This is a genomic window from Aquabacter sp. L1I39 (assembly GCF_017742835.1).
GTDB lineage: Bacteria > Pseudomonadota > Alphaproteobacteria > Rhizobiales > Xanthobacteraceae > L1I39.
On the sequence record NZ_CP072392.1, the window covers coordinates 2,268,399 to 2,293,146 of the forward strand.

Below are 24,748 nucleotides of genomic sequence, written 5' to 3' on the forward strand. Positions count from 1 at the left end.
AATCGCACCAACCCTCTGGCTAAAAAGAGTTTTCTTCCTACCCCGTATCACTGCGTTTCACCCCAGCCGGACCACTTTGTTGGTACCGATGTTGGTATAGCGCAGGATGGTCGAGAAACGGGCTTCCGGTACCAACAGCGCCTGTTGATGGTATCCGTTCGCCCCCCCGACCGGATGCGGATCTATGAGCGAACTCACTGATAAAGAACTGAAAAATCTCAAGCCGAGGGCCAAGCTCTATAAGGTGACGGACCGCGACGGGATGTATGCGGCCGTCACCCCGACCGGGGTCGTCTCGTTCCGCTATCAGTACCGGGTGAACGGGCGGCAGGAGGTCTTGACCATCGGCCGATATAGCGTCGAGGCGGCGCGTAAGCTGACACGGGCGCCCGACGCGCTGGAATACGGCATGGAGGTGTCGCTTGCGGAGGCAAGATCCCTGCTGGCGCGCGCTCGGCGTCAGGTCGAACGGGGCGAGTCGCCGTCGAAAGCCAAGGTAGAGAAGCGCACCGCGTCAGCCGAGGCTTTGACGTTCGGCGGGTGGGCGGAGGCCTATTTCAAGCACAAGGCCGATCCCAAGTCGGGAGCTGAGAGACTGGCCGACAGCACTCTGGCCATGCGCCGGTCCGTCTATGATCGCGCCATTGCGGGAGAGTTGTCGAAGCTCAAGCTCGGGGAAGTGACGCCGCAACGCCTCAAACATCTGTGCGATGAGGTCAAGGAGAAGCGCGGGCCGGCCGTCGCCGTGCATGTCCGCGAGGTCGTGTTGCTGGTGTTCCGCCATGCTCAGGGAAGCGGGCTGGACGTGAGCAATCCGGCAGAGTCGATCCGCACCAGCGCCATCGCCACCTTTGAGCCGCGCGAGCGCGCCCTTTCGCCCTCCGAGGTCCGCGCGGTCCTGGCGTCCTTGGATCATGTGTCGGCCGCGCCCACGCTACGCTTGGCGGTGAAGTTTGTCCTGCTGACCGGCGTCCGGAAGTCCGAGTTCATCGACGCCACCTGGAAGGAAATCGACTTCGCCGCCGCCCGCTGGACGATCCCGGCCGAGCGCATGAAGGCCGGCAAGGCGCATGTGGTCCCACTGAGCGATCAGGCTCTCGACATTCTCACGGTGTTCCGCACCATGTTCGGCACCAGCCGATATCTGCACCCCGGCCGATACGACAGCGATACGCCGATCAGCAATGCCACCCTCAACCGCGTGATCGACACGGTGGTGGAGCGCATTCGCGAGACTGACCCTGATTTTCAGAGCTTCGGGGTTCACGATCTCCGTCGCACATTCTCGACCGGCCTGAACCGCGCCAAGTTCGATGATCGCTGGATCGAGATGAGCTTGGCCCACGCGCCCCGGAACCGGATCGCCGCCGTCTACAACGTGAACCGCTATCTCGCCGAGCGGAGGATCATGCTCCAGTGCTGGGCTGACATGCTCGACGCCTGGATGCGAGGTGAATCCGCTAAAGATTTGATCACCCAAGCAAAACAGCGCGCCGCCGAGGTCCATGACGACGCATTAGATGATGATCTCTGAAAGAGATCCGGTCCCGTCCAAGGTCATGTACTGGGCGAACGCGCACCCGGAATGGCCGGAGACGCTAAAAGGGGCTGTGGCCCCACCGGCGATGTTCGTGATGGCGGTCGACGCGATGGCTTCGGGTATCGCCGAGCACGGAGCCTGACGCGGAGCGCCGCGGTCGGCAGCGGCACACTAGGGGCCCTGCGGCGGTTCGGCCGCCGCGGGCTTGTGGCGTTCATTGCCGACCTCGACCAGCCGGGCCAGCGCGCGTTGCAACGTGACAAGCTGCTTGGCCTGGAAGGCGGCGACGAGATTGGGGAGCCGCAGATTGATCTTGTCCTCGCGGCTGTAGAACAGCGTGCGGTTCTTGTACCGATCGAGCCGCCCGCCGGTTCGGTCGGGCATGAGCACGAACTTCTCGAGCGCTTGCCCGTGTTGGACGACCTTGTAGGCCTTCGGCATGTCGTCGAGCAGTCCGTCGTGGATCACGAGATTCCTAACGAGTTCGATCTCGGTGATCGGCTCGCCCGGCTCGAACAAGGTCCCGGAAGCTTCGCCCCAGCCGGTCCGACGGCGGTCACCGAACTGAATGCTCGACGACGAGAGCTTCGGATAGGACGTGAAGTCCGCGCGCAGGTGCTCGATCTCGTGGACAAGCTTTGTCGTGTAGTCGAGCAGGCTGTGCAGGCGGATGTAGATGACGTTGAGGGTGGCGGTGAGGCTCGTCACGACCGGGGACGTCATCCAGCGCACGCCATCTGGCTCTTGGACCGACGGAAGGAAGAGGTCGTCGAGGTTCAGCGTCCTGTAGAACTCGCCGACCAGGAACGTGACCTCCTTGGTGCATTCCTGGATGCCGGAAACCAGCTTGCGGCAGTCGTAGAGATAGAGGAGCTCGTTGAGGAACGGCATGTCCCGCAGGGCGCCGACGAACTTCTCGAAACTCTCACGCGACAGAGAGGACTCGGAGTTGAGGCCGGCTTCCGGAATGAATTGCGGGATCGCGGGCAGGAGCTCGTGATAGCGCCGGATGTCTCCGAACAGTGCCGAAGCGAACGCGTCGTGCAAACGGACGCATTCGTCCTCGATCTCATAGAGCAGATCGCCGTGCCAGGGCCGCCACGCGCCTTGGGGATCTCGCACATAGGCAACCTCGCCGGTTGCGGGCCGATCCTGTCGTGGAACGCCGTGCGGTGTGAGGAAGAGCAAGGCTGGCGGCGCTGATCCAGTCGAGGGAGCCGATCGAGGGGCCGGCGTATTGGTCATGGTCGTTCCGTTCTTCGCCTGCGCTCCGCCAGGACAGCCAGAGCTTGCGTGTCCCGGGGCGGGCCGTAGAGTAGCCTTTTCCCTTATCGTAGAGCCGCATGCCCGATCCCGCGAATCCTCAAAGTCCGCTCATGGCCGCGCTCGAACAATTCGAGGCGGCAGAGGGGAACCTGGTCAAGCTCGAGCGGCTCTGGGAAGAACTGTCGACCCTCATGCCGGGCGGCGTGGCGTTCGGGAGCGACCCCGAATATGAGGATCGCTCCCGTGCCTACGGCCAGTTGCTCGGCGCACTGCCTGCGATCCACGGGTGGAGGCCGACGAGCCAGCCGCCTGACCTGGATGACATCGCCCAGAATCGCTTCGACGCCATGGAGGTGGCGGAGCCCGGCGCGCATGTCGCAGTGGAGCGGTGGGTCGAGGAACCGGGTCGAGAGCTGCGTGAATATCGATTCCGGCTCAACAATACCCGACGCGCCCTGATCCGCGACACGCTGGTTGGTCTGATCGATCAGATCGACGCTGATCTCCGTCAGATTCGCGCCGCGGTCGGTGAGGATGGAGACGCGGCGAACCGCAAGCTCGATTCCGAACTGTGGTCGCCGCTACGCGAGCACATCAAGCAGATCGAGGTGTTGCTCGGATCGAGCGTGAAGAAGCCAGATCGCTGGTCCGACATGATGCGGCACATGCGGTTCGGCGAAACCGGCGATCTGCATGACATCGAGGAGTTCGACTGGCCGACCGTCAAGGACGGGCTGCGCAAGGGACTCTATGGCATCAACGATCCGCTGCCGGTAGCCGTCGCCGATCTCGGGAGCTTGGTGGCCGCACGTCCGTCGGGCCCGGTGACGACCGCTCTCGCCTGGTCGGCTCTCGACGATGAGGCGTTCGAGCGCCTGATCTTCAGTCTCATTAGCGACGCGCCGGGTTACGAGAATCCGGAGTGGTTGATGAAGACGCGTGCGCCCGATCGCGGGCGCGACTTATCGGTGACCCGGGTTTCGCAGGACGAGCTGTCCGGCACCTTCCGGTCGCGGGTGGTGATCCAGTGCAAGCATTGGCTGTCGCGCAGCGTGAACTTCCCCGAGGTCGCCGCTGCCAAGGATCAGATGGCGCTCTGGAACGCCCCGCGCATTGACGTCCTCGTCGTGGCGACGAGCGGTCGGTTCACCGCAGACGCGGTCGGATGGATCGAGAACTTCAACGCGGCGGGAGCACCACCCCGGATCGAGATGTGGCCGGAGAGCCACCTCGAACGGCTGCTGTCGAGCCGACCGGCGTTGATCGCGGAATTCGGGCTGCGCCGGGGCGCCTAGTTGGTCGGCGTGGGGCTGCTGACCCGGCGACAGCGCTGGCTCGTCGGCCGGACGTATGGCCCTCAGCAGGGCAGCCTCGACGGCTTTTGGGGATCGAGGAAGGCCTTACGGCGCGCGAGTGCCTCAGCATTGCCACCGTCAACCGCGTGATCGACATGTGGAGCGCATCCGCGAGACTGTCCTGATTTTCAGGCCTTTGGTGTTCACGAACTGCGCCGCACATTCTCGACCGGCCTAAACCGCGCCAAGCGCGATGTCGCAGGATCGAGATGAGCTTGGCCCACGCGCCCCGGAACCGGATCGCCGCCGTCTACAACGTGAACCGCTATCTCGCCGAGCGGAAGATCATGCTCCAGTGCTGGGCTGACATGCTCCACGCCTGGATAGACGGGCGATCCGCCAAGGATCTGATCGCCGACGCAAAACAGCGCGCCGCCGAGGTTCACGATGACGAATTGGATGATGACCTCTGAGTGATGCTCCCTCGTCCATTCTGTCAGTCATTGGTGGCCCGCCATCGGGGCGGATCAGCAACCCATCGGTTGATGTCGGATTCCCGCCAGCCGGCACCGTTTGTGCTGATCTTCAGTTGGGCAGGGAAAGTGCCCTCGGCGATCTTGCGGTAGATGGTGGAACGGGATAGGCCGGTGCGGGTAAGGACGGTCTTGAGGCGGATGATACGCTCTGGTGTCTGCATGGCGCTGCTGCCTCCTGCTGGGAGCGCCTGATGGCGCCTGACCAAGACAAGGCATGGAGCCGCCGACGGGCAAGAGGATGAACCGCGCCGGTGTTTTCTGGCGGATCGGCGGCGGCACATCGGATGGGTCTAGAGTCCAAGACCACGGCTGCGGTCGAAGTCGATGCCGTGGCTGTGGGCCAGTTCGCGACCAAGACTGCGGCCTGTGTCGAGGCTGATGCCGAGTTCCTTCCTGCGAGCTGCGAGCAAGGATTCGAGTTGCGGGTCGCGCTCCAGGCTCCGCGCCATGTCGCTCATCTGGACGCGGGTGGCCTTGTAGCCGGAGTAATCGCCGTCGCTGTACTGGCGGTGACGCTGCTGGTCGAGCTTCTTCCAGCGCTCGACAAATTGACCGGCGCGGCGCTCCGGATCGGTGCGGATTTCCGTTTCAAGCTGGAGGGCGCGAATGGTGCGATTGAGCTTGCCGCCGGTCGCCTCGTGCACCAACTCCGGGTTCTTCTCATAGGCCGCTTCCGCGTCCCGCCAGCCATGAGGACGTAGCTCCTCGAAGGCCTTGCGGGCGTCAGAGAGCTCGCGAATCTGCTCGGGCGTCCCCTGGCCGGTCCCGTCGGCCGTAGAGAGGATCGCGTCCCACGCGCGGGCATGCCGGACGAGCGCGCGGGTTCGCGCTTGCCGCAGCACCGCCTCCGGATCTTCGGGAGGCTCCTGGGCGATAGGCCTGACTCTGTTTCCTGGCTCCTCGCGCAGGGCTGGTGCTTCCTGTGCAATTTCTACGGACGGCCTGAGCGTGTCGACGAGGTCTCGCAGCTTTTCCGGGACCTTGCGCACGATCTCGACGACACGCTGGCGGAAGGTGATGCTGCGGCGCTCGGCATAGTCCTGCGCCGGATCGGAGCGCGGATAGTCCGACGCCATGTCCTTGGCCCGTTCACGCGACAGGGTGCGCACCAGCCGGTCGCCATCCGCGAAGTCGTCGCGGCCATAGTGCAGCTCCATGCCGTCACGATGGCGCGACAGCGCAACATAGCTGGAATGGGCATCCAGGCCGGGCGTGGCCAGCACATGGGTGCGGTCCACGGTCATGCCCTGCGCCTTGTGGATGGTGGCGGCATAGCCATGGTCGATGCGGTCGTAGTCCTTCAAGTCGAAGGCGACGGATCGGCCATCATCAATACGCACGGACATCGACTGCGCGCTGACCTCTTCGAGGGTGCCGAGCGTGCCGTTCTTCACCCCGAGCCCGCGCTCGTTCTGTAGGAACATCACACGGTCGCCGCGGGCGAAGGAACGCGCGCCGCGCTCGACGGTTACGCGCACCTCCTCGCCGAGATCGCCGGCCTCCCGCATCCGCGCGCGGGCGGCCCGGTTGAGGGTGCGTACCTCGTCATTGGTATGGGTGAGGATGATGCGGCTGCGGTCAGGGGTAGCCTGCCGGTCGCGGTCCCAACGCTCGATAAGCTCGCCCCGCGCCTGCTCCCGCGTATGAGCGGCATGGACCATGCCATTCCTCTCATAGGCCTGGATGGCCTCGTCGATCTTGCCAGTCGCCAAGTCGCGCGTGGCGTCGCGCTGCCAATCCTCCCTTTGGCGGCGTACCTCGCTGATTTCCGCGCCGCCATGGCGCTCAACCAGCGAGCGGAAGGCGGCGCCCGCCTCGATCGATTGCAACTGCTGCGGATCGCCGACCAGCACGACCTTGGCGCCGGCATCCGCGGCATGGGAGAGCAAGAGCTCCAACTGGCGCGTGCCGATCATGCCGGCCTCGTCGATCACCAGAACATCGCGTGAGGTGAGCAGATCCCGGCCCTGCCCCCAGCCATGTTCCAGACTGGCGATGGTGCGGGATGCGATGCCCGATCCGCTCTCCAGATTCTCCGCCGCGATACCGGACAGCGCGACGCCGCGAACCTCCAGGCCCGCCGCCTCCCAGGCCTCACGCGCGACACCCAGCATGGCGCTCTTCCCCGTCCCGGCATAACCGACGACTATGCCGAGATCGCGCGTGCCTGTGATGTGTGCCAGCGCATCAGACTGCTCGCTCGAGAGAACAAGGCCACGCTGCTCAGCACGCTGAAGAGCCGCCTCCCTCTCTATATCCTTTACGACATGGCGCTCGCGTTCCGCCATGAGCCCGGCAGCCCTGTGCAGACGCTGCTCGACCTCGATCATCCGGCCGGTGGTGAAGCGGTCTTCGCCGCGTCCGTCCTTGCCGAGCTCGACGAGATCGGGCGCGCGACCCATCGCGGCCATTACCTCATTGAACTGCTCGATGCCGTCGCTGTGACGGTGCGCGAAGCGCGCCAAATCGCGCCGGGTGAACGTCGATTGCTGATGGGTGATGGCATCCAGTGCCAGCGACGGATCAGCGATGATCCGCGCACCATTGCCGCGCGCGATCTCGCGGTGCAGCTCTGCCCGATCGGCGGACTCGATCCCCTCTCTTTCGATGCGTTGCGCGGGCGCGCCGATCTGGCTCTGCGGCTCCAGCGCGATGCCCTGTGCTTCCAGGCTGCGATGATCGATGCGCGCGTCGATATCGAGCTCCGCGAGGCGCTCACCCTTACAGCATTTCGGTAGGCACTCAACTATCATCCCTCCATCGACAGCTTATGGAGACGACGATGCGCAAGCCACGGGACTTCGATACGGAGCTGAAGGCGCTGGAGGACAGGGCGCGAGATCTGAAAGCTCGCAAAGTGCAGCAACTCGGCGAGTTGGTCATCTCGACAGGAGCCGACGCGCTGAGCGCCGACGAACTGGCGGGCGCGCTGATCGTGCTGGCCGAAACCAAGGACGCCGGAAAGAGGGAGGCATGGGCCAAGCGCGGGGCCGCGTTCTTTCAGGGGCGGACACGCCGAACTGCACCAGCGTCTGACCGCGACGTTGGTGGCACTCAACCGCAACCGGGCGGCGCGCAACCGGCATCAGGGAGCGCAAGCACGGAATGATATGCGCACCTGGCAGGTCGAGCGTCGCAGGCGGACGCGGCATCTGATCGAACTCGGCGGCCTCGTGGTTAAGGCCGGGATCGTGGACCTGACCGCCGATGATCGAGCCATGATCTACGGCGCGCTGCTCTGGATGGCCGAAAAGCTCCAAAGCGATGAGCGCGACAAGGCGCTGGCGCTGTGGGCTGCGAAGGGAAATGAGGCGTTCGAGGCTGAACGTCACGGCGAAATTCTCGCCCCGCTCCGGACTGGCACCGTGGAGCATGACTGATGACCGGCACCGCGGTTCCACCCGTCCTCTGCAATTCTGTCTATCTGTGTCCCTCTCGAAGTGATGTTCAGGCCATGAGAGCCTCGAGCTTTTGCTTGCGCTCACGCCAATCGGGTAACACGCGACTCAATAGCTCGAAGAATTCCGGCCCGTGATGCGGCACGGCGATGTGGCACAGTTCGTGAGTAATGACGTAATCGATAGCATGCAGCGGAGCCTGGATTAGTCGTCGATTGAGTAATAAACGACATCTAGGTGACATCGAACCCCATCGCTGCCGCAACTGGCGGACAATCAACCCTCTTGGCCGAAAGTCCTCAGGCGCCGGAAAGCGCAGAAGATTGACTTCAAGGCGTTCACCAAATTTCGCATGCGCCCGCTCTCGATACCAAACCTCCATAAGCTCACGCGTGACCTCCGTCCTCTCGGGCCTATGCGTTTGGACCACGATGAAGCCACGAACGAGCTTCACCGTCGCTTGAACGTGCGGCACTACCTTCAACCGATACTGGCGTCCGAGGTAGAGATGGGTCTCGCCAGCCACATATTGGCGATCTGGGGTGCGTGGAAGAAATTGGATGAAGTATCTCTGCTGGCGCCGGATCCACGCGGCGCGCTTCCGCACTTTCTCCTCGATAGCTGCCAGTAGAGCATCCTGTGGAGCAGCCACCACAACAGAGGCATCGGGTTCTACGGCGATTTCCAGCGTCGTCCGGTCCCGACGCACGATCAAGAAGTCGATGCTGTGTTCACCATATTTGACGCTGTGTCGCACCGCCTTCATCCAGGAAAACGCGCTCGGGCCAAGTCCATGATCTTGAGTTCAAGATCGTCCATCACCTCAAGCGTCAGTTCGATTCCTCGCTCATCGCGAAGGACATCAAAGAAATAATCGTCGATGGCGTTGCGCATCTTGTTCTGAGCGATGTCGTTGGACCAGACGTCGACGATGTGATGTGACTTGATGATGCCGATGATCGTGAGCGCAATGGTGGCAACCTCATCTGCCGCGATCGGTTTACCGCCGTCGATCGCGAGCACGCCTTCAAGGACCCCGAAGAACGCCTGCCCATCGTCGTTACCCTTAATCGCATCCGGCACCTCGCGCCCCCGATCCTTGCGGGCAACCTTGCTGGCCAGATCGACCACGTTCTTGAGGTAATCGCGCTCAGAAATCCGTTTGGCCCGATAGTCGCGGATGGCTTCCTCCAGCAATTCCGAGAAGCTGCGGTAGAAGGTCGGGTCCTCGTCCATCTTTTCGGTGATGGTCCGGCGCGTCGCGCTGGCGATCCGGTCCGCCCTCGACGCCTCGGAGACGCTCGTCTCCTCCACCACCGCTTTCAGCGCGTCCGGGTCGTTGATGTTGACCATCTCGATGATCGTCTCGGCCGGCATGGCAACCACATGGTCGTCGAGCAGCTTCTGGATCTTCGGCTCGAACTCCTTGACGTCGACGGTCTCCTGGTAGCGCAGCTGGACCGAGCGCCGTAGCTCGGAGAACTGCTTCCAGTCCTTCTTCATGGCGTCGATCTTCGCCTCTTCGAAGACGTCGAAGAGCTTGTCCGACGACAGCGAGATATGGAGGCAGCGGCTGAACGCCTTCAGTCGTTCATAGAACTCCTGCCGGACCGCCTCATCGGCCAGGAACTGTTCGAACTGCTCCATGTCCTTCTTGTTCTTGACCGACTTGAACAGGTCCCAGAGCTGATCGTGCAGCTGAGGCAGCTTCCGGATTTCCTCGCGCACATCGTGGACCGTGCCGGCGAGATCGGCGGCGTCGAAGCCCTCGAAGGCGCTGTAGGTCGTCAGCGCCGTGTCAAGTTCTCCGAGCAGCCCCTCGTAGTCGATGATGAAGCCGAACTGTTTCTCGGTCGCGCCTTCTTCGTAGAGCCGGTTCACACGGGCGATCGCCTGAAGCAGGTTATGTTCGCGCAGCGACTTGCACACATAGAGCACGGTATTGCGCGGGGCATCGAACCCCGTCAGCAACTTCGACACGACGATGAGTATCTCCGGATCGCCAGATCCCTTGAATGCATCGATGATCTGGCGGGTGTATTCGTCCTCGGTCTTGTACCGGGCCATCATCCGCGCCCAGAACCCGCGCACGAGGTCCTTCGTTTCCTTGTCGACCTCCTCGTTGCCCTCGTTATCATCGGGCGGCGAGATGACGATTTCGCTGGTGACGTGCCCAATCTCGTCGAGCACCTCCTTGAAGCGGACGGCCGCTGCCTTGGACGGCGCCACAAGCTGCGCCTTGAATCCCGTGCCTTGCCAGTGCTGGCGGAAGTGCTCCGAGACATCGAAAGCCTTCGCCCGGATCGCCTGGCCCGTCTTTGAGAGCGCGTCCATGCGGGAAAACTTGCGCTTGAGGTCGGCCTTCTGGCTGGGGGTCAAGCCCTCGCTGATCTTGTCGAACCACTTGTCGATCACGCCGCCATTGACCTGCTGCTCGACAAGCCGTCCCTCATAGAGGAGCGGCACAACAGCTCCGTCAGCAACGGCTTCGTCGATCGCGTATTTGTGGATGAGGCCTCCGAAGGTCGAGAGGGTATTTTTCTCCTTCTTCAGGAGCGGCGTTCCGGTGAAGCCCAGATAGCAGGCCTTCGGTAGCAGCCGGCGCATTCGCGTGGCGAATTGGCTGTGCCCCCCATGCCGGCCGGTTTGCGAGCGATGGCTCTCGTCGACTAGCACGAACACGTTGGCATCCTCGTCGACGTCCTCGGCAGCTTTGGCGGCCGTATCGAACTTGTTGATGATGGTCGTCACGAGGGGGGTCCGGTTTCGGATCAGCTCGATCAGATGAGCGCCGCTGGTAGCACGCGCGGGTTCCAGTTCGCAGGACTTGAACGTATCCTTGATCTGCTTGTCGAGATCGTCGCGGTCAGTGACGATCAGGATGCGTGGATTGGGGATGGCTTTGTCGAGCGCGAGAGAGCGCCCCAGCATCACCATGGTCAGCGACTTGCCCGACCCTTGGGTGTGCCAGATCACGCCACCCTTGCGGCGGCCATCCAGATTGAACTGGCGGACGCGTTCGACAGCCTTGCGGATCCCGAAGAACTGCTGGTGGCGCGCGACCTTGCGTGCGCCGCCATCGAAAACCGTGAAACGACGGATCAGGTCCAGCAGGCGTTCCGGCCGGCACATCGCATGGATTGTGCGGTCCTGCGCGGTGATCGCGCGCGCACCCTCGGCCGCCAGAGCTTCAAAATGGGCACGGGCAAAGGCGAAGTCGCCCGAGAAGACAGCGTCCGCCTCCGCCGCCGTAAGTGGTCGATTGGCCAGCGGAACAATGATCTCTTCGCGGTCTTCCTCGTCCCGCCACGTCTGCCAGAACTGCCGCGGCGTGCCCACGGTTGCGTAGCGCGTCTCGACACGGTTCATCACCATGAGAAGCTGCGCGAAGTGGAACAGCTGCGGGATGTTGTCCTCGTTCTGATAGCCAATCAGCTGGCTACCGGCCTTTTTCAGGCTTTCGGTCGGCCGCTTGTTCTCGATCACGAGCAACGGGACGCCGTTCACATAGGCGACGATATCACACCGCTTGGTCTGCGTGCTGGCCGTCCGCTCGACAGAAACTTCGGCCGTCACATGAAAGACGTTGTTAGATGGGGTTTCCCAATCGACGTAGCGGAACGAATAGGACTTCGAGTCCCCCTGGATCGTCTTGGTGATGGTCGTGCCAAGGACGAGGGTGTCGTAAATGTCCTGGTTGGTACCGCGCAGGCCCTTCTGCCGGTCAGGCGTGGGCTTCAGCCGCCGGATGGCCTCATGCGCATCCTCAAGGTCGAAGGGATACTCCCGGCCGCGGTAGCTGAAGCTGTTGATCTGCAGGAGTTGGTCCGCAAGGATGTCATCGAGCACCACGTTGCGCAGACGACCGGCGCGGAGGCGCACAGCTTCCGCTTGGGAAAGCGGCGTGAACCCCAGCGCCACCAAGAGCTGCAGCGCGGGGATCTGGGACTGGTGCTTCTCGGCGGCATCGAAGGTCATTGCGGGCCCTCAGCAAGCAGCCCGGACAGCGCCGCGCGTGTCGCGACGGCGTTGATGTTCGCCTTGATGACGCGATCAAGTTCACTGCCGTCCGTGTAGACTGCGGGCACGGCGCAGTGCACTCGGCCATCCTTGATGTAGTTGTCGGCCTTGCCCCGCGCGCCCTTGGTGTGGGGCTTGAACACGGCGACCGAAAGGCCGCCCTGTTCCTTCACGAGTCGAAAACACGGAATGTCAGTCGAGCCGTCGCCGATGAACACCATGTTCTCAAAGGGCACGGGTCTGTCACGCTTCTCGACGAACTGGTTGACCTTGCTGTTGTCGCTGAGGTCGAAGGCGCCCTTGTTGATGCGGAACAGGTACTGCGTCTTTGTCGTGTAGTTGACGGCAAGCGCCGGCCACGCGGCCACGCCGTTTTCGTCAAACATAAATTTCGACGCATAAACCTGCGCGAACTTCGAGGCGATCGGCGTTCCGGCGAAAATCTCGGCATTCCCTGACGAGATGAGATAGTGAGTGATGCGGACGCCCTGCGCTCTGCCGTAACCGCTGATGCGGTCGAACCAGTCTTCGACCCCCTCGAACAACTGGATCGCCTTACCCCGCGCCTTAAAGTCGTCGCGCCTGACCGGAACGCCGGCGGCCGCGGCCTTGCGCAGCATCAGGTTCATGTAGACGAGCACTTCATCGGCCTGATGCTCCTTCGTCAGACGCTTGACCTCGGCCCAAAACGCAGCCGGTTTCATGCCGATGTCGGGCAGGAACTGATGTTCCTGCATGTTGCCGTCAGCCAGCGTGCCATCGAAGTCGTAGGCGATCGCCATCTCGATGTGTTTTCTAGCCATGGGGATCGCCTTTCAGTCCTTGGACTTATTCGAGTCATCTGCAACACGCAGAAACGCACTCAATTGCCTCAGTTTTTCGAGCAGCTCATCGAAAGTCACGATTTCCACGTCTTTGGAATTACGCCGAAATAGCTCGAAGGACTTTTTTCGGTCGTCATCATCTGGCGCCCTACCAATGACAAGGCAGCAGTGCACGGCATAGGACTCGATATCATACAGCCGGGTGTTGTCCTTGATCTGGGCAATCTGCTTCTGAAACTGGTACTTCTGATCCAGTGCCTGATTGATCGACCCCGACAGATCGGTCGACGGCGTGAAAACACCATCGCGAAAAGGCGTCTTGTTGAGGATCGCTGTCTGCGGTGTCTTAATCTCGAAGATCGCCGTGTTGTTTGTCAGGCTGTTCTTGACCAGAAAATCGGTGATCTTCTCCCCGTTGCCCGAGAGCTTCCGCCCGCCAACTGAGGCTTGATCGCGCACTTTGATGACGGGATAGCCGAAGGCCATGTTCAAGATGAAGGGATTCTCGTTGAAAAACTCCTGCCAACGTCCCTCAGCGAGATTCCCACCGAGCATCTCCTCGTATCTTTTGATCAAAGATTCGAGCGTTACAAGCTCAATGTCTCCACGCAGCTTTGCCAGTTTCTCCGGCTGCTCTTCGGCGATGCTCGCAGCATGGCTGCTCAGGGCGCCAATAACAGCGTTTTGGTCCTCCTCGGAAAGTTCTTCCTTGCCCTGCGCCACCGCGGTGAAGAGCTTTCGATAGGGGTGCCGGCCTGCCTTCGGCTCAAGCTTCGGCACGCCAAGCCTCTCAGCGAAAATATTGTACGCCGTTGTCTCCTTGACGGCGCGCGCAGCGGTCTGAGCGAGGCTATCGATGCTGTTCATGGTCCGCCTCGCCTGCTCGAAGTCTTTCTTCGAGATATAGAAAATTTGGGTGTCCTTCGCGTCTGGTCCTGTGAGTTGATCGCTTGTGATGACGATCTCGCTGCAAGCCGACAGGTCTTCCACAGCATCGATAATGAACCGATACGGTTTCGCGAGGCCGAGGCCGTAGGCGTAGTCCTTGGTGAAGGCCGAGGGCAGCTTTTCCAGGACATCGAGCACACCTTCGGGTTCCGTTGGCACGGCCCCATCGAACCTCGGAAAGATGATGTCCGTGCGATCGAGCGTGATCCGCTCGACCTGACCATATTTGGGCCTCAGGAAGTCGGATTTGTCGCCGAAAGTGTTGATCGGATAGATCGTCAGAAATCTGTGCTGGCCGTTGATGTCTAGGAGCTTGGTCCGGTATTTTTTCACATTCCTTGGGTTTATATTGGCCGCGCTGAGACTGTGTTCCGGCGGTACGAAATAGACCTCGACGAAGTTCGGATGAACCTCCTCGACCTCAAGGGTACCGTCACGCTCGGGGTCATGCTGCCGGAAGCCGAGCGCCATCAGTGGGTCTCCACGTTGACGCGCCATTCACCTGTCAGAAGCTTCTGCATCAGGCCGCGTTTCTGTCGGGTGAGGGCTTCGCCGAGCTCGGCTGACACAGCTACATCGGCCTTCGCCGTGTTCAGGATCTTTACAATGTCTCGCTGCTCGCCAAGGTCAGGTAATGGTAGATGAAGAGCGGCCAAATCGTCGTAATAGGTGCGCTGCCGAACGCTCCCCGATCCGCCGCTATTGATTTGGTAGAGCCACCAGCGCGTTTGGCGTAGATGGTCGAGATAGTCAGGCTCCATGCTATCTTCTTCACAGGCGAAAACCACATAATCTGGACTGACGAGCACCGTCCGGTTGCTCGTATTCATGGAGATGGAGCCAACGTTGATGCGCATGGGATTGTAGGCGAAAGCACGGGGCGGTAGTTTCTTGTACCGATCAATGTCAGCGCCGACTGTCTGCTCGCGCATCGGCACGATGCCACGTGAGTTGGTCACCCCCATCACGAGGTTTCGTCCTAGTACCCCATCACCGTTGCGGGCAGTCAGCTCGCGTGTGACTTCTCCGATCCGGCGCATTGGCCGATTCCGGCGCACCTCGCCTACTCTCAAGCCCTTGAAAAGCAGGGCATCACGTAAAGCTTCGAGCCGCCGCAGCTTCGCCGCCCGCAGCGCCTCCAGCTTGTCGATGGCCTCGTCCCATGTCCGCAGGATTTCGGCGATCTTGCGCTGCTCGGGGAGTGGAGGAAGCAAAACCGGAAGATCTTCGAGCGCCCGTTTCGTAAGTTTGTATCGCCCTGCGCCTTGACGGGTGAGCGAATGAGATATGTCGCGGTGACGAAAAAAGTGAAAGAACCAGTCAACCGAGCAAGTGCTTCCGTTTGCAATCAAATGGGCATGGTTATTGACGTTGAACCGCCCAGAAACCCTCACCGTCTGGCTCTTTTTCTCAGCATCGAGGAAATGATCGCCATCCTCGCCAATGAGTGCGAACTCGCCTTCGGCACGGAATGCATCCAGATGATCTAGGATACCGGTGGGTCCATAGTACGGATACGTGCCCTGCATGGCTGATCTGGTATCAAGCGACAGAGGCAAGCGCAGTTCGTTGCGGATCGTGCAAGCCTTTCCTACAGAGGAAAGAATCCATCCAACGGGAACCGTGGTTACGCCAATGCGATCTAGACCTCGCACAGTGGCCTCGCTTCTTGTGATTTGGCTCGCTTGTTTTGCTTGGTCACGCATTACCGCCCCCTTTATTTCGGCCCTGGGCGGCCTTCTCCATTTCCTCCAACTGGGCGATATCGGCCTCATCCGCCGCCAGTGCCTCGGCAGCACGACGATTGGCGTCGAACACCTCGAACCGCTCGGCGGCCAGCTTCTGCGCCACGTCCATGCGCAGCCGCCCTGCATGGGTCAGCACGTCGCGATCGTTGAAGGACAGGAAGGCGTCAAGCTTGTCGGCCCATTCGGCCATGGCGACCGGGCGGCGGCGCCTCGCCTGGTCCTCGGCGTAGTCGAGATACATCACGACGATCCGGTTGAGTTCGTCGACCTCCTCGGCCTTAAGGTAGTTCTTGGCGGTGCCGACATCGCCCTTGCGCACGACTGAGCCCTTCCAGCTGGTCAAGCCCATGTTGGTGGCGCTTGGATCGCTGCGGTTCTCGATCAGCTCGGCGGCCGTCTTGCCCGTGACCGCCCAGAGCATCTTGTTCTGAACCTTCTTGAAGAAGGCTTGGGCCTGTTCGGACGTCTTGTCGTAGTCGATGGCGGTCGTGTAGAGGTCGCGCACTTTCTGGTAGAAGCGCTTCTCCGAGGCGCGGATGTCCCGGATGCGAGCAAGCCACTCGTCAAAATAGTCCCATTGCTCGGCCTGCTTCAGCCGGGCATCATCCATGGCGAATCCCTTGACCAGGTATTCGCGTAGGACGGTGGTGGCCCAGCGGCGGAACTGGGTGCCGCGCGCCGAGCGGACCCGGTAGCCGACCGACAGGATGACGTCGAGGTTGTAGCTGTCGACCTCGCGTTCCACCTTCCTCGAGCCCTCGGTTTGAACTATCCGGAATTTCCGGATAGTTGCCCCCGGATCGCATTCGCCTTCGGAAAAGACGTTCTTGATGTGCTCGTTGACGGTGCGCACGTCCTTGTCGAACAGCTCCGCGATCTCCCGCTGGCTCAACCATACGGTCCCGTCCACGGCCCGCAGGCCGATGGTGGCGGCGCCATCCTCGGTGCTGTAAAGGATCAGTTCTCCTTCAGACATCGACGCCAAGCTCCTTCAGGTAGCCGGCCATCTTGCCCCGCACCTCGGCCAGTTCGGCCTCGATGATGTTGATCTGCTTCTGCAAGGCGGCCACGTCGATTTCCTCCTCCGGCTCGAAGGTGTCGACGTAGCGGGGGATGTTGAGGTTGAAGTCGTTCTCGGCGATCTCTTCCGGGCTGGCGCGGTGCGAGTATTTCTCGACCTCCGCCCGTGTGGCATAGGTCTCCAGCACCTTGTTGATATGCGCCTCGTCCATCACGTTCTGGGTCTTGCCCGGCGTGAATTCCTTGCTGGCGTCGATGAACAGGACGTCGCGCCGGTCCTCGTTGACGCCGCCCTGCTCGCGGGAGCGGTCGAAGACGAGAATGGCGACCGGAATGCCGGTGGTCGTGAACAGGTTGGCGGGCAGCCCGACTACTGCGTCAAGCAGGTTCTCCTCGATCAGCGCCTGACGGATACGCCCCTCGGCCCCACCCCTGAACAGCACGCCATGCGGAACGATGACGGCCACACGGCCGCTCTGGCGCTTGGCGATCTCGATCATGTGGGTGATGAAGCCGTAGTCGCCCTTGGACTTCGGCGGGATGCCGCGCCAGTAACGCTTGAACTGGTCGGTGTCCGCACTCTCCGCGCCCCACTTGTCGAGGCTGAACGGGGGGTTGGCCACCACCACGTCGAACTTCATCAGGTGGTCGCCCTCGACCAGTGCGGGGCTGTTGAGCGTGTCGCACCACTCGATACGCGCCGCATCCTTGGCATGGAGAAACATGTTCATCCGTGCCAGCGCCCATGTCGCACCGTTCACTTCTTGGCCATAGAGAGCGAAGTTCTCGGACCCAACCTCCTCGGCCACCCGGATGAGCAGCGATCCGGACCCGCAGGCCGGGTCGCAGATCGTATCACCAGGCTTGGGAGCCGCCATCTTCGCGAGCAGGCGGGAGACAGCGGAAGGCGTGTAGAACTCGCCAGCCTTCTTGCCCGCGTCGGAAGCGAAGCGCGAGATGAGATAAATGTAGCACTCGCCGATGATGTCCTCTGTCACCCGAGAAGGGCGCAGGTCGAGCGCTGGCTTTGCGAAATCCTCCAGCACGTTCTTGAGGCGGCGATTGCGATCCTTAACCCGCCCGAGATTTGCCTCGGAGTTGAAGTCGATGTTCCGGAACACGCCTTCGAGCTTGGTGCGGTTGGCATCCTCGATCCGCTCTAGCGCGATATTGATGAGCTCGCCGATATTGGGTTCGTTCCGTGCTTCATAGAGATCGTAGAAGCTGGCACCTTCGGGAAGGACGAAGCGCTCACGTTCCAGCCTCCGGCGGATCCGGGCATCATCCCCGCCAAACTGCTTGCGATAGATTTCCAGGTGGTCGTTCCAGTGGTCGGAGATATATTTCAGGAACAGCATCACGAGGATGTAGTCTTTGTACTGTCCCGCATCGACAACGCCCCGGAAGGTGTCGCACGCGGCCCAGACCGTCTGGTTAACCTGTTGCTGGGTAAGATGATCATTCATTGGGGCGACCTTCCTTTTATCGTCCGAGTGCGCAGCCTGCTCGCTCGCTCAACGAGGGCCAGGCCCATCATCTTTCGCCGTGCCTCTGCGGCGAACTGAGACAGCTCCCGCTCCCGTTCGGCCAGCGCATCGAGTGCGACGATCGCTTCTTGAGTCTTGATGTCAGGGACGTCGAGTTCGAGGGCATCGAGACTGGATCGGGGAATCATCCGGATGTTCGTGCCACGTGCGGCTAAGTCGAAGTGACGCTGTGCAGGGTACTGGTTGATCGCCCACGCTAGATATTCGGGCGTTATGACTTCGCGATTCGGACGCAGCACCATCAGAGGAAGCACTGCAAGTGCTGGCTCTCGCAGGCGCCCATCCAAGGCGGAGGCCGTGTTGCGCTCACCCCTCGAACGGAACAGCACATCGCCCGCGCGCACGAAATAGCGGTCCGCCAAGCCCTCCAGCTGGACGCGAATGAGGTCCGCCGGATCGACGAGGCCGTTTGTGGAGATATCGCGCAACTGGATTGCAAGCACGCCCCCAACAGCTGCCGGCTCCAATCTCCCGCGAGCGGTGTAGCCGGTGTGGATGGCGCAGACATCCGTGAGCAACATTGGGTATTCTCTGTAGGACTCTCTACAGAAACCTTCAACGATCGAACGTCGCGTGTCAATGCGAATTCACTGTAGGGTTCCCTACAGCGAAAGTCATCAGAATGGTCGCAGAACCAGCGGATCGTCGCTATCGGGCGAGGGCGGCCGAGGGTCGTCAGCACCGCGAAAGGAGGCAGGCAACTAGCCGCGCCCGAACTCTGAACCGTCCCCGCATTCGCAAGCAGGAGGCACCAATCGGATCATATGGGACGTTCCGTCCCACGCGCATGCTTGCATTACGAACCCAAGAATAAGGATGCACGCCAGACTTTTGCGCCCACGTTATGCCAACGTTAATTTACGATGCATTTAGACCAATAGTGACGCGACCTGTTGTAGATAATCCACTACAGGGGCATCATGTCACTGATGGTATTGCATCTGGTACTCATTTGGATCGATGGCGGAAAGTGCAATAATTACAATACCTACTCAAGCCCATTGACCATCGAGTGGGAATGATTCAGGCCTCTCCGAACGCCGCCGATAACCGCCGATCACCCTCCGCTTGAACGCCTCCGGAAAAACCCGACGCCGTGCGCCCATCGAACACTCCTGTGAAGCTCGCAAAAGCTAACATGGGTGTCCACCAAATCGGGGGAGGATCAGGCATGCCTTTCCCGGGCAGGGTCAGATGAAGCCCGAACCGCTCGAGATTGATCGGCTGCGCAGGGATGTGGCCGAGCTGAAGGCGGAGCGCTGCATCCGCAGGCGTTTATTCTCCTGCTCGTACGCGGCGCATAATCGGGCGGCGCGGGCATGATCAGGCCAAGCGACGCGCGTGCCGGAAGCGCGCATAGCGGTTGAGCAGATCGTTGATCAGCTGATCCCTCGAATAGCCCGTCACGTCATGCGGCTGGTCACCGCCCGAGGATTGCGCCATCACACGGTAGTGCCGCGGCTCGCGTCGCTCTTCGCCGGGATCGGCCGCCCAGGCGAAACTTGCCACACGAAAGGCGCGGGCGCGCAGGCTGTAGTGGAATGCGCCGCGCTCGCCGTGCGGGATGTCGAGTTCTAGGACATCGTTGCCCGTTTTCACCGTTGGAAGGAGGCCGCTTTCGCGCATCTGTTCCGCAACGGCCGAGATCGCGCCATGCGCAGTGGTCTTGAGGAAGGTGTCCACCTCCTCTCTACCGTGATGGCGAAGGATGACGTCGAGACGCTGCTGCCAGGTCTTGCCGCTCGTGGCAGAGGGCACCGCGTCGGTGGCAAGTGAAAGGTCCATCGCGGCGCCGCGGCTCTCCATCTGAAGCGCGCGGAGCAGCCCATAGCAGATGAAGATCATGACGACGGCGAAGGGCAGTGCGCTCGCTATTGCTGCGGTCTGGAGCGCCTGCAGACCACCCGCCACCAGCAACACCGCGGCGACCAGGCCTGCACAAATGGCCCAGAACACCCTTTGCCAGACCGGAGGATTGTCCACCGCGCCCGACGTGATCATGTCGATGACAAGCGCGCCAGAATCCGCTGAAGTCACGAAAAAGGTGATAATGAGCAGCGTCGCCACCCCCGACGCCAGCGTAGAGAAGGGCAACTGGCGCAAAGTCTCGAACAATGCGACCGGCAAATTGCTCGCAACCGTTTCCGCTATTGGCGCCACACCCTTCATGTCCAGCGCGATCGCGGTGTTTCCGAACACCGTCATCCAAAGAAAGGTGAAGGCGACCGGTACCAGCAATACGCCCATCACGAATTCGCGGATTGTCCGCCCACGGGAAATCCGCGCAATGAACATGCCGACAAAGGGGGACCAGGCGATCCACCAGCCCCAGTAGAACAAGGTCCAGTTGCCGAGCCACGGATTAGGCTCATAGGCATACATGCGGAACGTGCGCTGCACCACCTGCGCGAGATAGGCACCCACATTCTGGACGAAGGCCTGGAGCAGGAACACGGTAGATCCTGCGAACAGCACGAACAGCAGCAACGCCACCGCCAGGATAATGTTGAGCTCGGAGAGCCGCTTCACCCCCTTGTCGAGCCCCGCCACCACGGACAGGGTCGCCATTGCGGTGATGACCGCAATCAGGATGAGCTGCACGGCAGTGTTTGTCGGCAGGCCCAGCAGATCGCTCAGGCCCGCATTTACCTGCAGCACGCCGAGCCCGAGCGAAGTTGCAACGCCGAACATGGTGCCGAGGACGGCGAAGATATCGATGGCATGTCCGACCGGGCCGTAAATGCGATCGCCGATCAGCGGGTAGAGCGCTGAGCGAATGGTCAGCGGCAAGCCGCGCCGGAACGCGAAATAGGCGAGCGCAAGGCCGACGATGATGTAGATCGCCCAGGCGTGCAGTCCCCAGTGAAAGAAGGTGAGGACCAGCGCCTGCCGCGCGGCCTCCACCGTCCTGCCCTCTCCGACGGGCGGCGACGCGTAATGTTGGATGGGCTCGGCGACACCGAAGAAGATGAGGCCAATGCCCATGCCGGCACTGAAGAGCATCGCGAACCAGGACAAGTAGCTGTATTCAGGCTCGCTTTCATCTGGCCCCAGCTTCACGTCGCCGTAACGGCTCAGCATCAGGAACAGGACAAAGACCAGGAAGCCGGCAACGGCAAGGACGTAGAACCAGCCGAAATCGACAACGATGAAGGTCTGCAACGAAGCGAAGAGCCGCCCCGCTTGCTCGGGAAAGAGAGCCCCGGCCAAGGCAAAAGCCAGGATCAGCCCCGCCGAGATGAAAAAAACCGGGGGGTTCACTTCGATTTTGCGGCGCCTGGAGGAATCTGCGGCGTCAGTGCGTACAGGATCTACCATCTTGCAGCATGTCGTCCTTTTTGTTGGTGGCTGCGCATGAAGGCGCAACGCTGCAGGTTGCCGGGCGCGCTGTGGTGCTTCAGAGGCTGGCCAGCGCGTGAGGATAGCAGAGGCGGGTCACAGATTCTGTCGTGATTTATTGCCAAATGGCTTCTGTTCCCACTCCCCACCTTGAATCAGATGAGCGTGGAGAGGATTAACCGGACCGCATCTCGTCTCGAGAGAGACTGATATCATGTCTCTGACATGGGAAACCACCCCCATATCTACATATGTGCCCCTCATCCTCGATCCGATGCACTCACCCAATAGGATCGTTCAACAGGACTGAAGCCGGGGAGCCGTTCGCCCACGGGCCTAACACCGAGGCCCCGTTCCATCGCCGCTGCGCCGCTTTGGTCCACTGGCCGGATCCGCCATGTTGGCGCCGGAGAAGCGCGGCGCGTGGCTCCCGCGGTCTTTACCATTTCAAGGGCTCCCGCATGATCAGATCTCTTCCTCTGGATGCGCTCATCGCGTGGGGCAATACAAATGGTCTGGATCGAAGCCGCGTTGAACGGTCCGTGGTCGCGCCATCGCCAGCCGGGCATCCCGGTCACAGTGGCGGAGGTGGTGAGGGAGGGGATTGACTGCGCAAAGGCAGGAGCCGGCATCATCCATGTGCACGCCTACGATCCCGAAAGCGGGAGGCAGAACGACGACCCGCAAGCCTACGCAGCGATCATTGAAGGCATACGCTCCAAGGTGGATGCGATCGTCTATCCGACCATTCCCTTCGTGGGCGGCGCACAGGCCTTCGACAGCGGCGCGGAACTGGACCGATACGCTGCAATTGAGGAACTTGCAGGCCGAGGGCTGCTGGAGTGGGCGGTCGTCGATCCCGGGTCTATCAACCTCTCCACCATCGACGAAGCAAGGGCCGGGCAGCCAGGCTCGACCTATCTCAATCCCGGTGCCCACATTCAGCGCGGCTTGGAAGTGGCTGCCGAGCATGGATTGGTGCCGAGCTACGCCATCTATGAGCCCGGCTTTGTGCGGTATGGCGCGGCGCTCTGGAACGGCCGACCCAAATGCCCGCGACCGATCTATCGCTTCATGTTTTCCGACATCTTCACCTTCGGTCTCGACCCCGTCCCCTCCTCCCTCGACACCTATATCCGGATGGTCGAGCGCCATGCTCCGGGCGCGCCCTGGATGGTGGCGGGGCTCGGAGTGGACATACGCCCCTTGACGCTCCATGCGATCGCGCGCGGCGGGAACGTGCGCGTCGGCCTTGAGGACGCACCATTCGGAACAGGGCTGAGCAACCGCCAATGGGTCGAGGAGGCGGTGCGACTCGTGCGGGCGGCAGGCGAAGAGCCGGCGACGGCGCGCGAGGTTCGCCTCGATCTGAAGCGGCCGGCAGACTTCCCGGCGGCCGCGGGAGGTCGCAGCATCTCGCCTCCCAACTGATCCAGCCGAACGGAAACGAACGACATCGCCCGCCGATGCTTCGCCCTGCAGCAACCCTGCGCAAAATGGCGGTGGCACCAGAGCGTGGGGACGATAGAAGGGCGGTGAGGTCATCCCGGAGCGCACTGTGTTCGCCATCGCCATGTTCACCGCCCTTCTGGTCGATGCAGCACTCGGTTGGCCGGATTGCCTTTACGCGCGTATCGGCCACCCGGTGACATGGCTGGGCCGTCTCATCTCCCTCCTCGATGCCCGGCTGAACAGGGGCTCTCCTGCTCACCGGAAGGCCCTGGGCGTGGTGACGCTCCTGACGGTGGTGAGCGCCGCAGCTCTCCCCGCCTTCGTTCTGCAAGAGGTTGCACAGCAGGTCTCGGGGCGGGACTGGGCCAGCATGGCGGTGGTTGGCATTATGGCATGGCCGCTGATTGCGAGCCGGTCGCTTTATGACCATGTGGCGGCGGTCGCCCGCCCCCTCCGCATGGGTGACCTGACTGCCGCGCGTCGCGCGGTCGCCAATATTGTGGGGCGCGACGTGAGCGCGCTCGACGAGGCGGGCGTGGCACGGGCAGCCATGGAAAGCCTGGCGGAGAATGCCTCCGATGGCGTGGTGGCCCCGCTCTTCTGGGGTGCTTTGCTGGGGCTGCCGGGGATCGCTGCCTACAAGGCGGTCAATACGCTGGATTCCATGATCGGCCATCGCACGGAACGGCACGAGGCCTTCGGCTGGGCTTCAGCGCGATTTGACGATCTCCTCAACCTCATCCCCGCGCGGCTCTCCGGGCTGCTGATCGCCCTCGCCTGCCCGCGCCCCGAGCGGGCGCTGCGCATCATGATGCGAGACGGCCACCGCCACCGCTCGCCCAATGCGGGCTATCCGGAGGCGGCCATGGCCGGCGCGCTGGGGGTGCGGCTCGCTGGGCCGCGCACCTATCACCATGTGGTGGCGCAGGAGCCCTGGCTGAATGCCGGGGCACCGGATCCGGCAGCTGCCGATCTCGATCGGGCCCTGCGCCTCTATGCCATCGCCATGGTCTTAGCTGCCGCCTTGCTCGCCGCTAACGGCCTGATGAGCGTGGCCTGAGCGGCGCAGCAGATAGATGTCCATGATCCAGCCGTTGCGGGCGCGGGCGGCGCGCCGTTCCTCCACAATGCGCGGCCCCATCTGCGCCAGCGGACCCGCCAGGAGCACCTGCTGGGGCAGGCCGAGATAGGCGCCCCACCAGATCTCCACCCCCTCCGGCGGCACGGTCTGGAATGAGGTCTCCCCGTCCAGCATCACCACCAGCGTGTCGGCCCCCTCGGGCCAGCCGCCCGTGCGCAATTGCCGGCCGGTGGTGATGAGGACGGACGCGCCGATCTCGTTGAGAGGCAGGCAATGGGCGGCAGTGAGAAGCTGCACGGAGGTCAGGCCGGGCACCACCGTGACACGCAGCGGCAGGAGGGCCGAGAGGCGCTCGGCAATGCGCAGCGTGCTATCATAAAGGGACGGGTCGCCCCAGACGAGCAGCGCCACGCGCCCTCCCCGCCCCTGGAGCCCCGCCGCCATCTCCTGCCGCCAGGCCTCCGCGATGGCATCGTGCCAACGCTCGACGCCATCGCGATAATCCCCGTCCGCGTCACGGACCGGCATCTGGAATTCGGCGACGCGGACAGCGGGGTCGGTGACATGCTCGGCGAGGATGGTACGGCGCACCTCCGCCAGATCCGCCTTCTGCCGCCCCTTGAGCGGCACCAGGATGAGATCGGCGGATTTCAGCGCCTTCAAGGCGCCGAGGGTCAGATGATCGGGATCACCGGTGCCTATGCCGATCAGCATGAGCTCCACCAGCGCAGAGA

General features: G+C 62.1%; 21 protein-coding genes. 8 read left to right on the plus strand and 13 right to left on the minus strand.

Going from position 1 to position 24,748, the window contains the following annotated elements:
* The first annotated feature begins 184 nt into the window (after nucleotides 1-184).
* Both J5J86_RS09900 and J5J86_RS09905 read left to right on the plus strand, forming a co-directional pair.
* Nucleotides 185-1,534, plus strand: a complete 1,350-nt coding sequence (locus J5J86_RS09900; RefSeq protein WP_209104715.1) for a tyrosine-type recombinase/integrase — start codon at nucleotides 185-187, stop codon at nucleotides 1,532-1,534.
* Entirely contained in the window at nucleotides 1,521-1,682 is a 162-nt protein-coding gene (locus tag J5J86_RS09905) for a hypothetical protein (RefSeq protein ID WP_209104716.1), read from the plus strand. Before J5J86_RS09900 ends, J5J86_RS09905 begins: the two co-directional genes overlap by 14 nt.
* A gap of 29 nt (nucleotides 1,683-1,711) precedes the next feature.
* On the opposite strand, the gene J5J86_RS09910 is transcribed toward J5J86_RS09905, so the two are convergent.
* Nucleotides 1,712-2,785, minus strand: coding sequence for a hypothetical protein (locus tag J5J86_RS09910; RefSeq protein WP_209104718.1), 1,074 nt, complete (start codon nucleotides 2,783-2,785; stop codon nucleotides 1,712-1,714).
* Nucleotides 2,786-2,916: 131 nt separating this feature from the next.
* Here J5J86_RS09910 and J5J86_RS09915 point away from each other — a divergent pair, with 131 nt between their 5' ends.
* Nucleotides 2,917-4,101, plus strand: a complete 1,185-nt coding sequence (locus J5J86_RS09915; protein WP_209104720.1) for a restriction endonuclease — start codon at nucleotides 2,917-2,919, stop codon at nucleotides 4,099-4,101.
* A gap of 269 nt (nucleotides 4,102-4,370) precedes the next feature.
* Complete coding sequence (locus J5J86_RS09920) at nucleotides 4,371-4,574, plus strand: hypothetical protein (protein WP_209104722.1); 204 nt, start codon at nucleotides 4,371-4,373, stop codon at nucleotides 4,572-4,574.
* A 23-nt stretch (nucleotides 4,575-4,597) separates the two neighbouring features.
* Here J5J86_RS09920 and J5J86_RS09925 read toward each other — a convergent pair whose 3' ends face one another.
* Complete coding sequence (locus J5J86_RS09925; protein ID WP_133863626.1) at nucleotides 4,598-4,798, minus strand: helix-turn-helix transcriptional regulator; 201 nt, start codon at nucleotides 4,796-4,798, stop codon at nucleotides 4,598-4,600.
* A gap of 129 nt (nucleotides 4,799-4,927) precedes the next feature.
* Entirely contained in the window at nucleotides 4,928-7,390 is a 2,463-nt protein-coding gene (traA, locus tag J5J86_RS09930; protein WP_247658293.1) for a Ti-type conjugative transfer relaxase TraA, read from the minus strand.
* Nucleotides 7,391-7,419: 29 nt separating this feature from the next.
* On the opposite strand from traA, the gene J5J86_RS09935 reads away from it, so the two are divergent.
* Together J5J86_RS09935 and J5J86_RS09940 are read left to right on the plus strand one after the other, a co-directional pair.
* On the plus strand, nucleotides 7,420-7,746 hold the full coding sequence (locus tag J5J86_RS09935; protein ID WP_209104724.1) for a conjugal transfer protein TraD: 327 nt from the start codon (nucleotides 7,420-7,422) through the stop codon (nucleotides 7,744-7,746).
* 1 nt (nucleotide 7,747) lies between these two features.
* Nucleotides 7,748-8,017: a conjugal transfer protein TraD gene (locus tag J5J86_RS09940; protein WP_209104725.1), complete on the plus strand. Its 270-nt coding sequence runs from the start codon at nucleotides 7,748-7,750 to the stop codon at nucleotides 8,015-8,017.
* A gap of 67 nt (nucleotides 8,018-8,084) precedes the next feature.
* Here J5J86_RS09940 and J5J86_RS09945 read toward each other — a convergent pair whose 3' ends face one another.
* From J5J86_RS09945 to J5J86_RS09985, 9 genes are all read right to left on the minus strand, one after another.
* A complete protein-coding gene (locus J5J86_RS09945; RefSeq protein ID WP_209104726.1) occupies nucleotides 8,085-8,801 on the minus strand; it encodes a M48 family metallopeptidase in 717 nt (238 codons plus the stop codon).
* Nucleotides 8,798-12,013: a type I restriction endonuclease subunit R gene (locus tag J5J86_RS09950; RefSeq protein ID WP_209104727.1), complete on the minus strand. Its 3,216-nt coding sequence runs from the start codon at nucleotides 12,011-12,013 to the stop codon at nucleotides 8,798-8,800. The genes J5J86_RS09945 and J5J86_RS09950 overlap by 4 nt, the downstream gene beginning before the upstream one ends.
* Complete coding sequence (locus J5J86_RS09955) at nucleotides 12,010-12,837, minus strand: HAD family hydrolase (RefSeq protein ID WP_247658294.1); 828 nt, start codon at nucleotides 12,835-12,837, stop codon at nucleotides 12,010-12,012. Before J5J86_RS09955 ends, J5J86_RS09950 begins: the two co-directional genes overlap by 4 nt.
* Before the next feature lie 33 nt (nucleotides 12,838-12,870).
* Nucleotides 12,871-14,298 (minus strand): Shedu immune nuclease family protein, encoded by a 1,428-nt coding sequence (locus tag J5J86_RS09960; protein ID WP_209104729.1) that lies wholly within the window; start codon nucleotides 14,296-14,298, stop codon nucleotides 12,871-12,873.
* On the minus strand, nucleotides 14,298-15,533 hold the full coding sequence (locus J5J86_RS09965; RefSeq protein WP_209104730.1) for a restriction endonuclease subunit S: 1,236 nt from the start codon (nucleotides 15,531-15,533) through the stop codon (nucleotides 14,298-14,300). Before J5J86_RS09965 ends, J5J86_RS09960 begins: the two co-directional genes overlap by 1 nt.
* Entirely contained in the window at nucleotides 15,526-16,551 is a 1,026-nt protein-coding gene (locus J5J86_RS09970; protein WP_209104732.1) for a virulence RhuM family protein, read from the minus strand. The genes J5J86_RS09965 and J5J86_RS09970 overlap by 8 nt, the downstream gene beginning before the upstream one ends.
* Nucleotides 16,544-18,061 (minus strand): type I restriction-modification system subunit M, encoded by a 1,518-nt coding sequence (locus tag J5J86_RS09975; RefSeq protein ID WP_209104734.1) that lies wholly within the window; start codon nucleotides 18,059-18,061, stop codon nucleotides 16,544-16,546. The genes J5J86_RS09970 and J5J86_RS09975 overlap by 8 nt, the downstream gene beginning before the upstream one ends.
* On the minus strand, nucleotides 18,058-18,663 hold the full coding sequence (locus J5J86_RS09980) for a restriction endonuclease subunit S (RefSeq protein WP_209104736.1): 606 nt from the start codon (nucleotides 18,661-18,663) through the stop codon (nucleotides 18,058-18,060). The genes J5J86_RS09975 and J5J86_RS09980 overlap by 4 nt, the downstream gene beginning before the upstream one ends.
* A gap of 802 nt (nucleotides 18,664-19,465) precedes the next feature.
* Nucleotides 19,466-21,460: a BCCT family transporter gene (locus J5J86_RS09985; protein ID WP_209104738.1), complete on the minus strand. Its 1,995-nt coding sequence runs from the start codon at nucleotides 21,458-21,460 to the stop codon at nucleotides 19,466-19,468.
* Nucleotides 21,461-21,991: 531 nt separating this feature from the next.
* Between J5J86_RS09985 and J5J86_RS09990 the strand changes: the two genes are divergently transcribed.
* On the plus strand, nucleotides 21,992-22,912 hold the full coding sequence (locus J5J86_RS09990) for a 3-keto-5-aminohexanoate cleavage protein (protein WP_247658297.1): 921 nt from the start codon (nucleotides 21,992-21,994) through the stop codon (nucleotides 22,910-22,912).
* A gap of 142 nt (nucleotides 22,913-23,054) precedes the next feature.
* Entirely contained in the window at nucleotides 23,055-23,993 is a 939-nt protein-coding gene (gene cbiB, locus J5J86_RS09995) for an adenosylcobinamide-phosphate synthase CbiB (protein ID WP_209105338.1), read from the plus strand.
* Here the strand turns inward: cbiB and cobF are convergent.
* Complete coding sequence (cobF, locus tag J5J86_RS10000; protein WP_209105339.1) at nucleotides 23,946-24,740, minus strand: precorrin-6A synthase (deacetylating); 795 nt, start codon at nucleotides 24,738-24,740, stop codon at nucleotides 23,946-23,948. The genes cbiB and cobF overlap by 48 nt on opposite strands.
* Between the last annotated feature and the right edge of the window lie 8 nt (nucleotides 24,741-24,748).

Bases quoted from the DNA above. Each gene is read 5' to 3' on its own strand.
- J5J86_RS09900 (WP_209104715.1), top strand. From the start codon at position 185: ATGAGCGAACTCACTGATAAAGAACTGAAAAATCTCAAGCCGAGGGCC.
- J5J86_RS09905 (WP_209104716.1), top strand. From the start codon at position 1,521: ATGATGATCTCTGAAAGAGATCCGGTCCCGTCCAAGGTCATGTACTGG.
- J5J86_RS09910 (WP_209104718.1), bottom strand. From the start codon at position 2,785: ATGACCAATACGCCGGCCCCTCGATCGGCTCCCTCGACTGGATCAGCG.
- J5J86_RS09915 (WP_209104720.1), top strand. From the start codon at position 2,917: ATGGCCGCGCTCGAACAATTCGAGGCGGCAGAGGGGAACCTGGTCAAG.
- J5J86_RS09920 (WP_209104722.1), top strand. From the start codon at position 4,371: ATGAGCTTGGCCCACGCGCCCCGGAACCGGATCGCCGCCGTCTACAAC.
- J5J86_RS09925 (WP_133863626.1), bottom strand. From the start codon at position 4,798: ATGCAGACACCAGAGCGTATCATCCGCCTCAAGACCGTCCTTACCCGC.
- traA (WP_247658293.1), bottom strand. From the start codon at position 7,390: ATGATAGTTGAGTGCCTACCGAAATGCTGTAAGGGTGAGCGCCTCGCG.
- J5J86_RS09935 (WP_209104724.1), top strand. From the start codon at position 7,420: ATGCGCAAGCCACGGGACTTCGATACGGAGCTGAAGGCGCTGGAGGAC.
- J5J86_RS09940 (WP_209104725.1), top strand. From the start codon at position 7,748: ATGCGCACCTGGCAGGTCGAGCGTCGCAGGCGGACGCGGCATCTGATC.
- J5J86_RS09945 (WP_209104726.1), bottom strand. From the start codon at position 8,801: ATGAAGGCGGTGCGACACAGCGTCAAATATGGTGAACACAGCATCGAC.
- J5J86_RS09950 (WP_209104727.1), bottom strand. From the start codon at position 12,013: ATGACCTTCGATGCCGCCGAGAAGCACCAGTCCCAGATCCCCGCGCTG.
- J5J86_RS09955 (WP_247658294.1), bottom strand. From the start codon at position 12,837: ATGGCGATCGCCTACGACTTCGATGGCACGCTGGCTGACGGCAACATG.
- J5J86_RS09960 (WP_209104729.1), bottom strand. From the start codon at position 14,298: ATGGCGCTCGGCTTCCGGCAGCATGACCCCGAGCGTGACGGTACCCTT.
- J5J86_RS09965 (WP_209104730.1), bottom strand. From the start codon at position 15,533: ATGCGTGACCAAGCAAAACAAGCGAGCCAAATCACAAGAAGCGAGGCC.
- J5J86_RS09970 (WP_209104732.1), bottom strand. From the start codon at position 16,551: ATGTCTGAAGGAGAACTGATCCTTTACAGCACCGAGGATGGCGCCGCC.
- J5J86_RS09975 (WP_209104734.1), bottom strand. From the start codon at position 18,061: ATGAATGATCATCTTACCCAGCAACAGGTTAACCAGACGGTCTGGGCC.
- J5J86_RS09980 (WP_209104736.1), bottom strand. From the start codon at position 18,663: ATGTTGCTCACGGATGTCTGCGCCATCCACACCGGCTACACCGCTCGC.
- J5J86_RS09985 (WP_209104738.1), bottom strand. From the start codon at position 21,460: ATGGTAGATCCTGTACGCACTGACGCCGCAGATTCCTCCAGGCGCCGC.
- J5J86_RS09990 (WP_247658297.1), top strand. From the start codon at position 21,992: ATGGTCTGGATCGAAGCCGCGTTGAACGGTCCGTGGTCGCGCCATCGC.
- cbiB (WP_209105338.1), top strand. From the start codon at position 23,055: ATGTTCACCGCCCTTCTGGTCGATGCAGCACTCGGTTGGCCGGATTGC.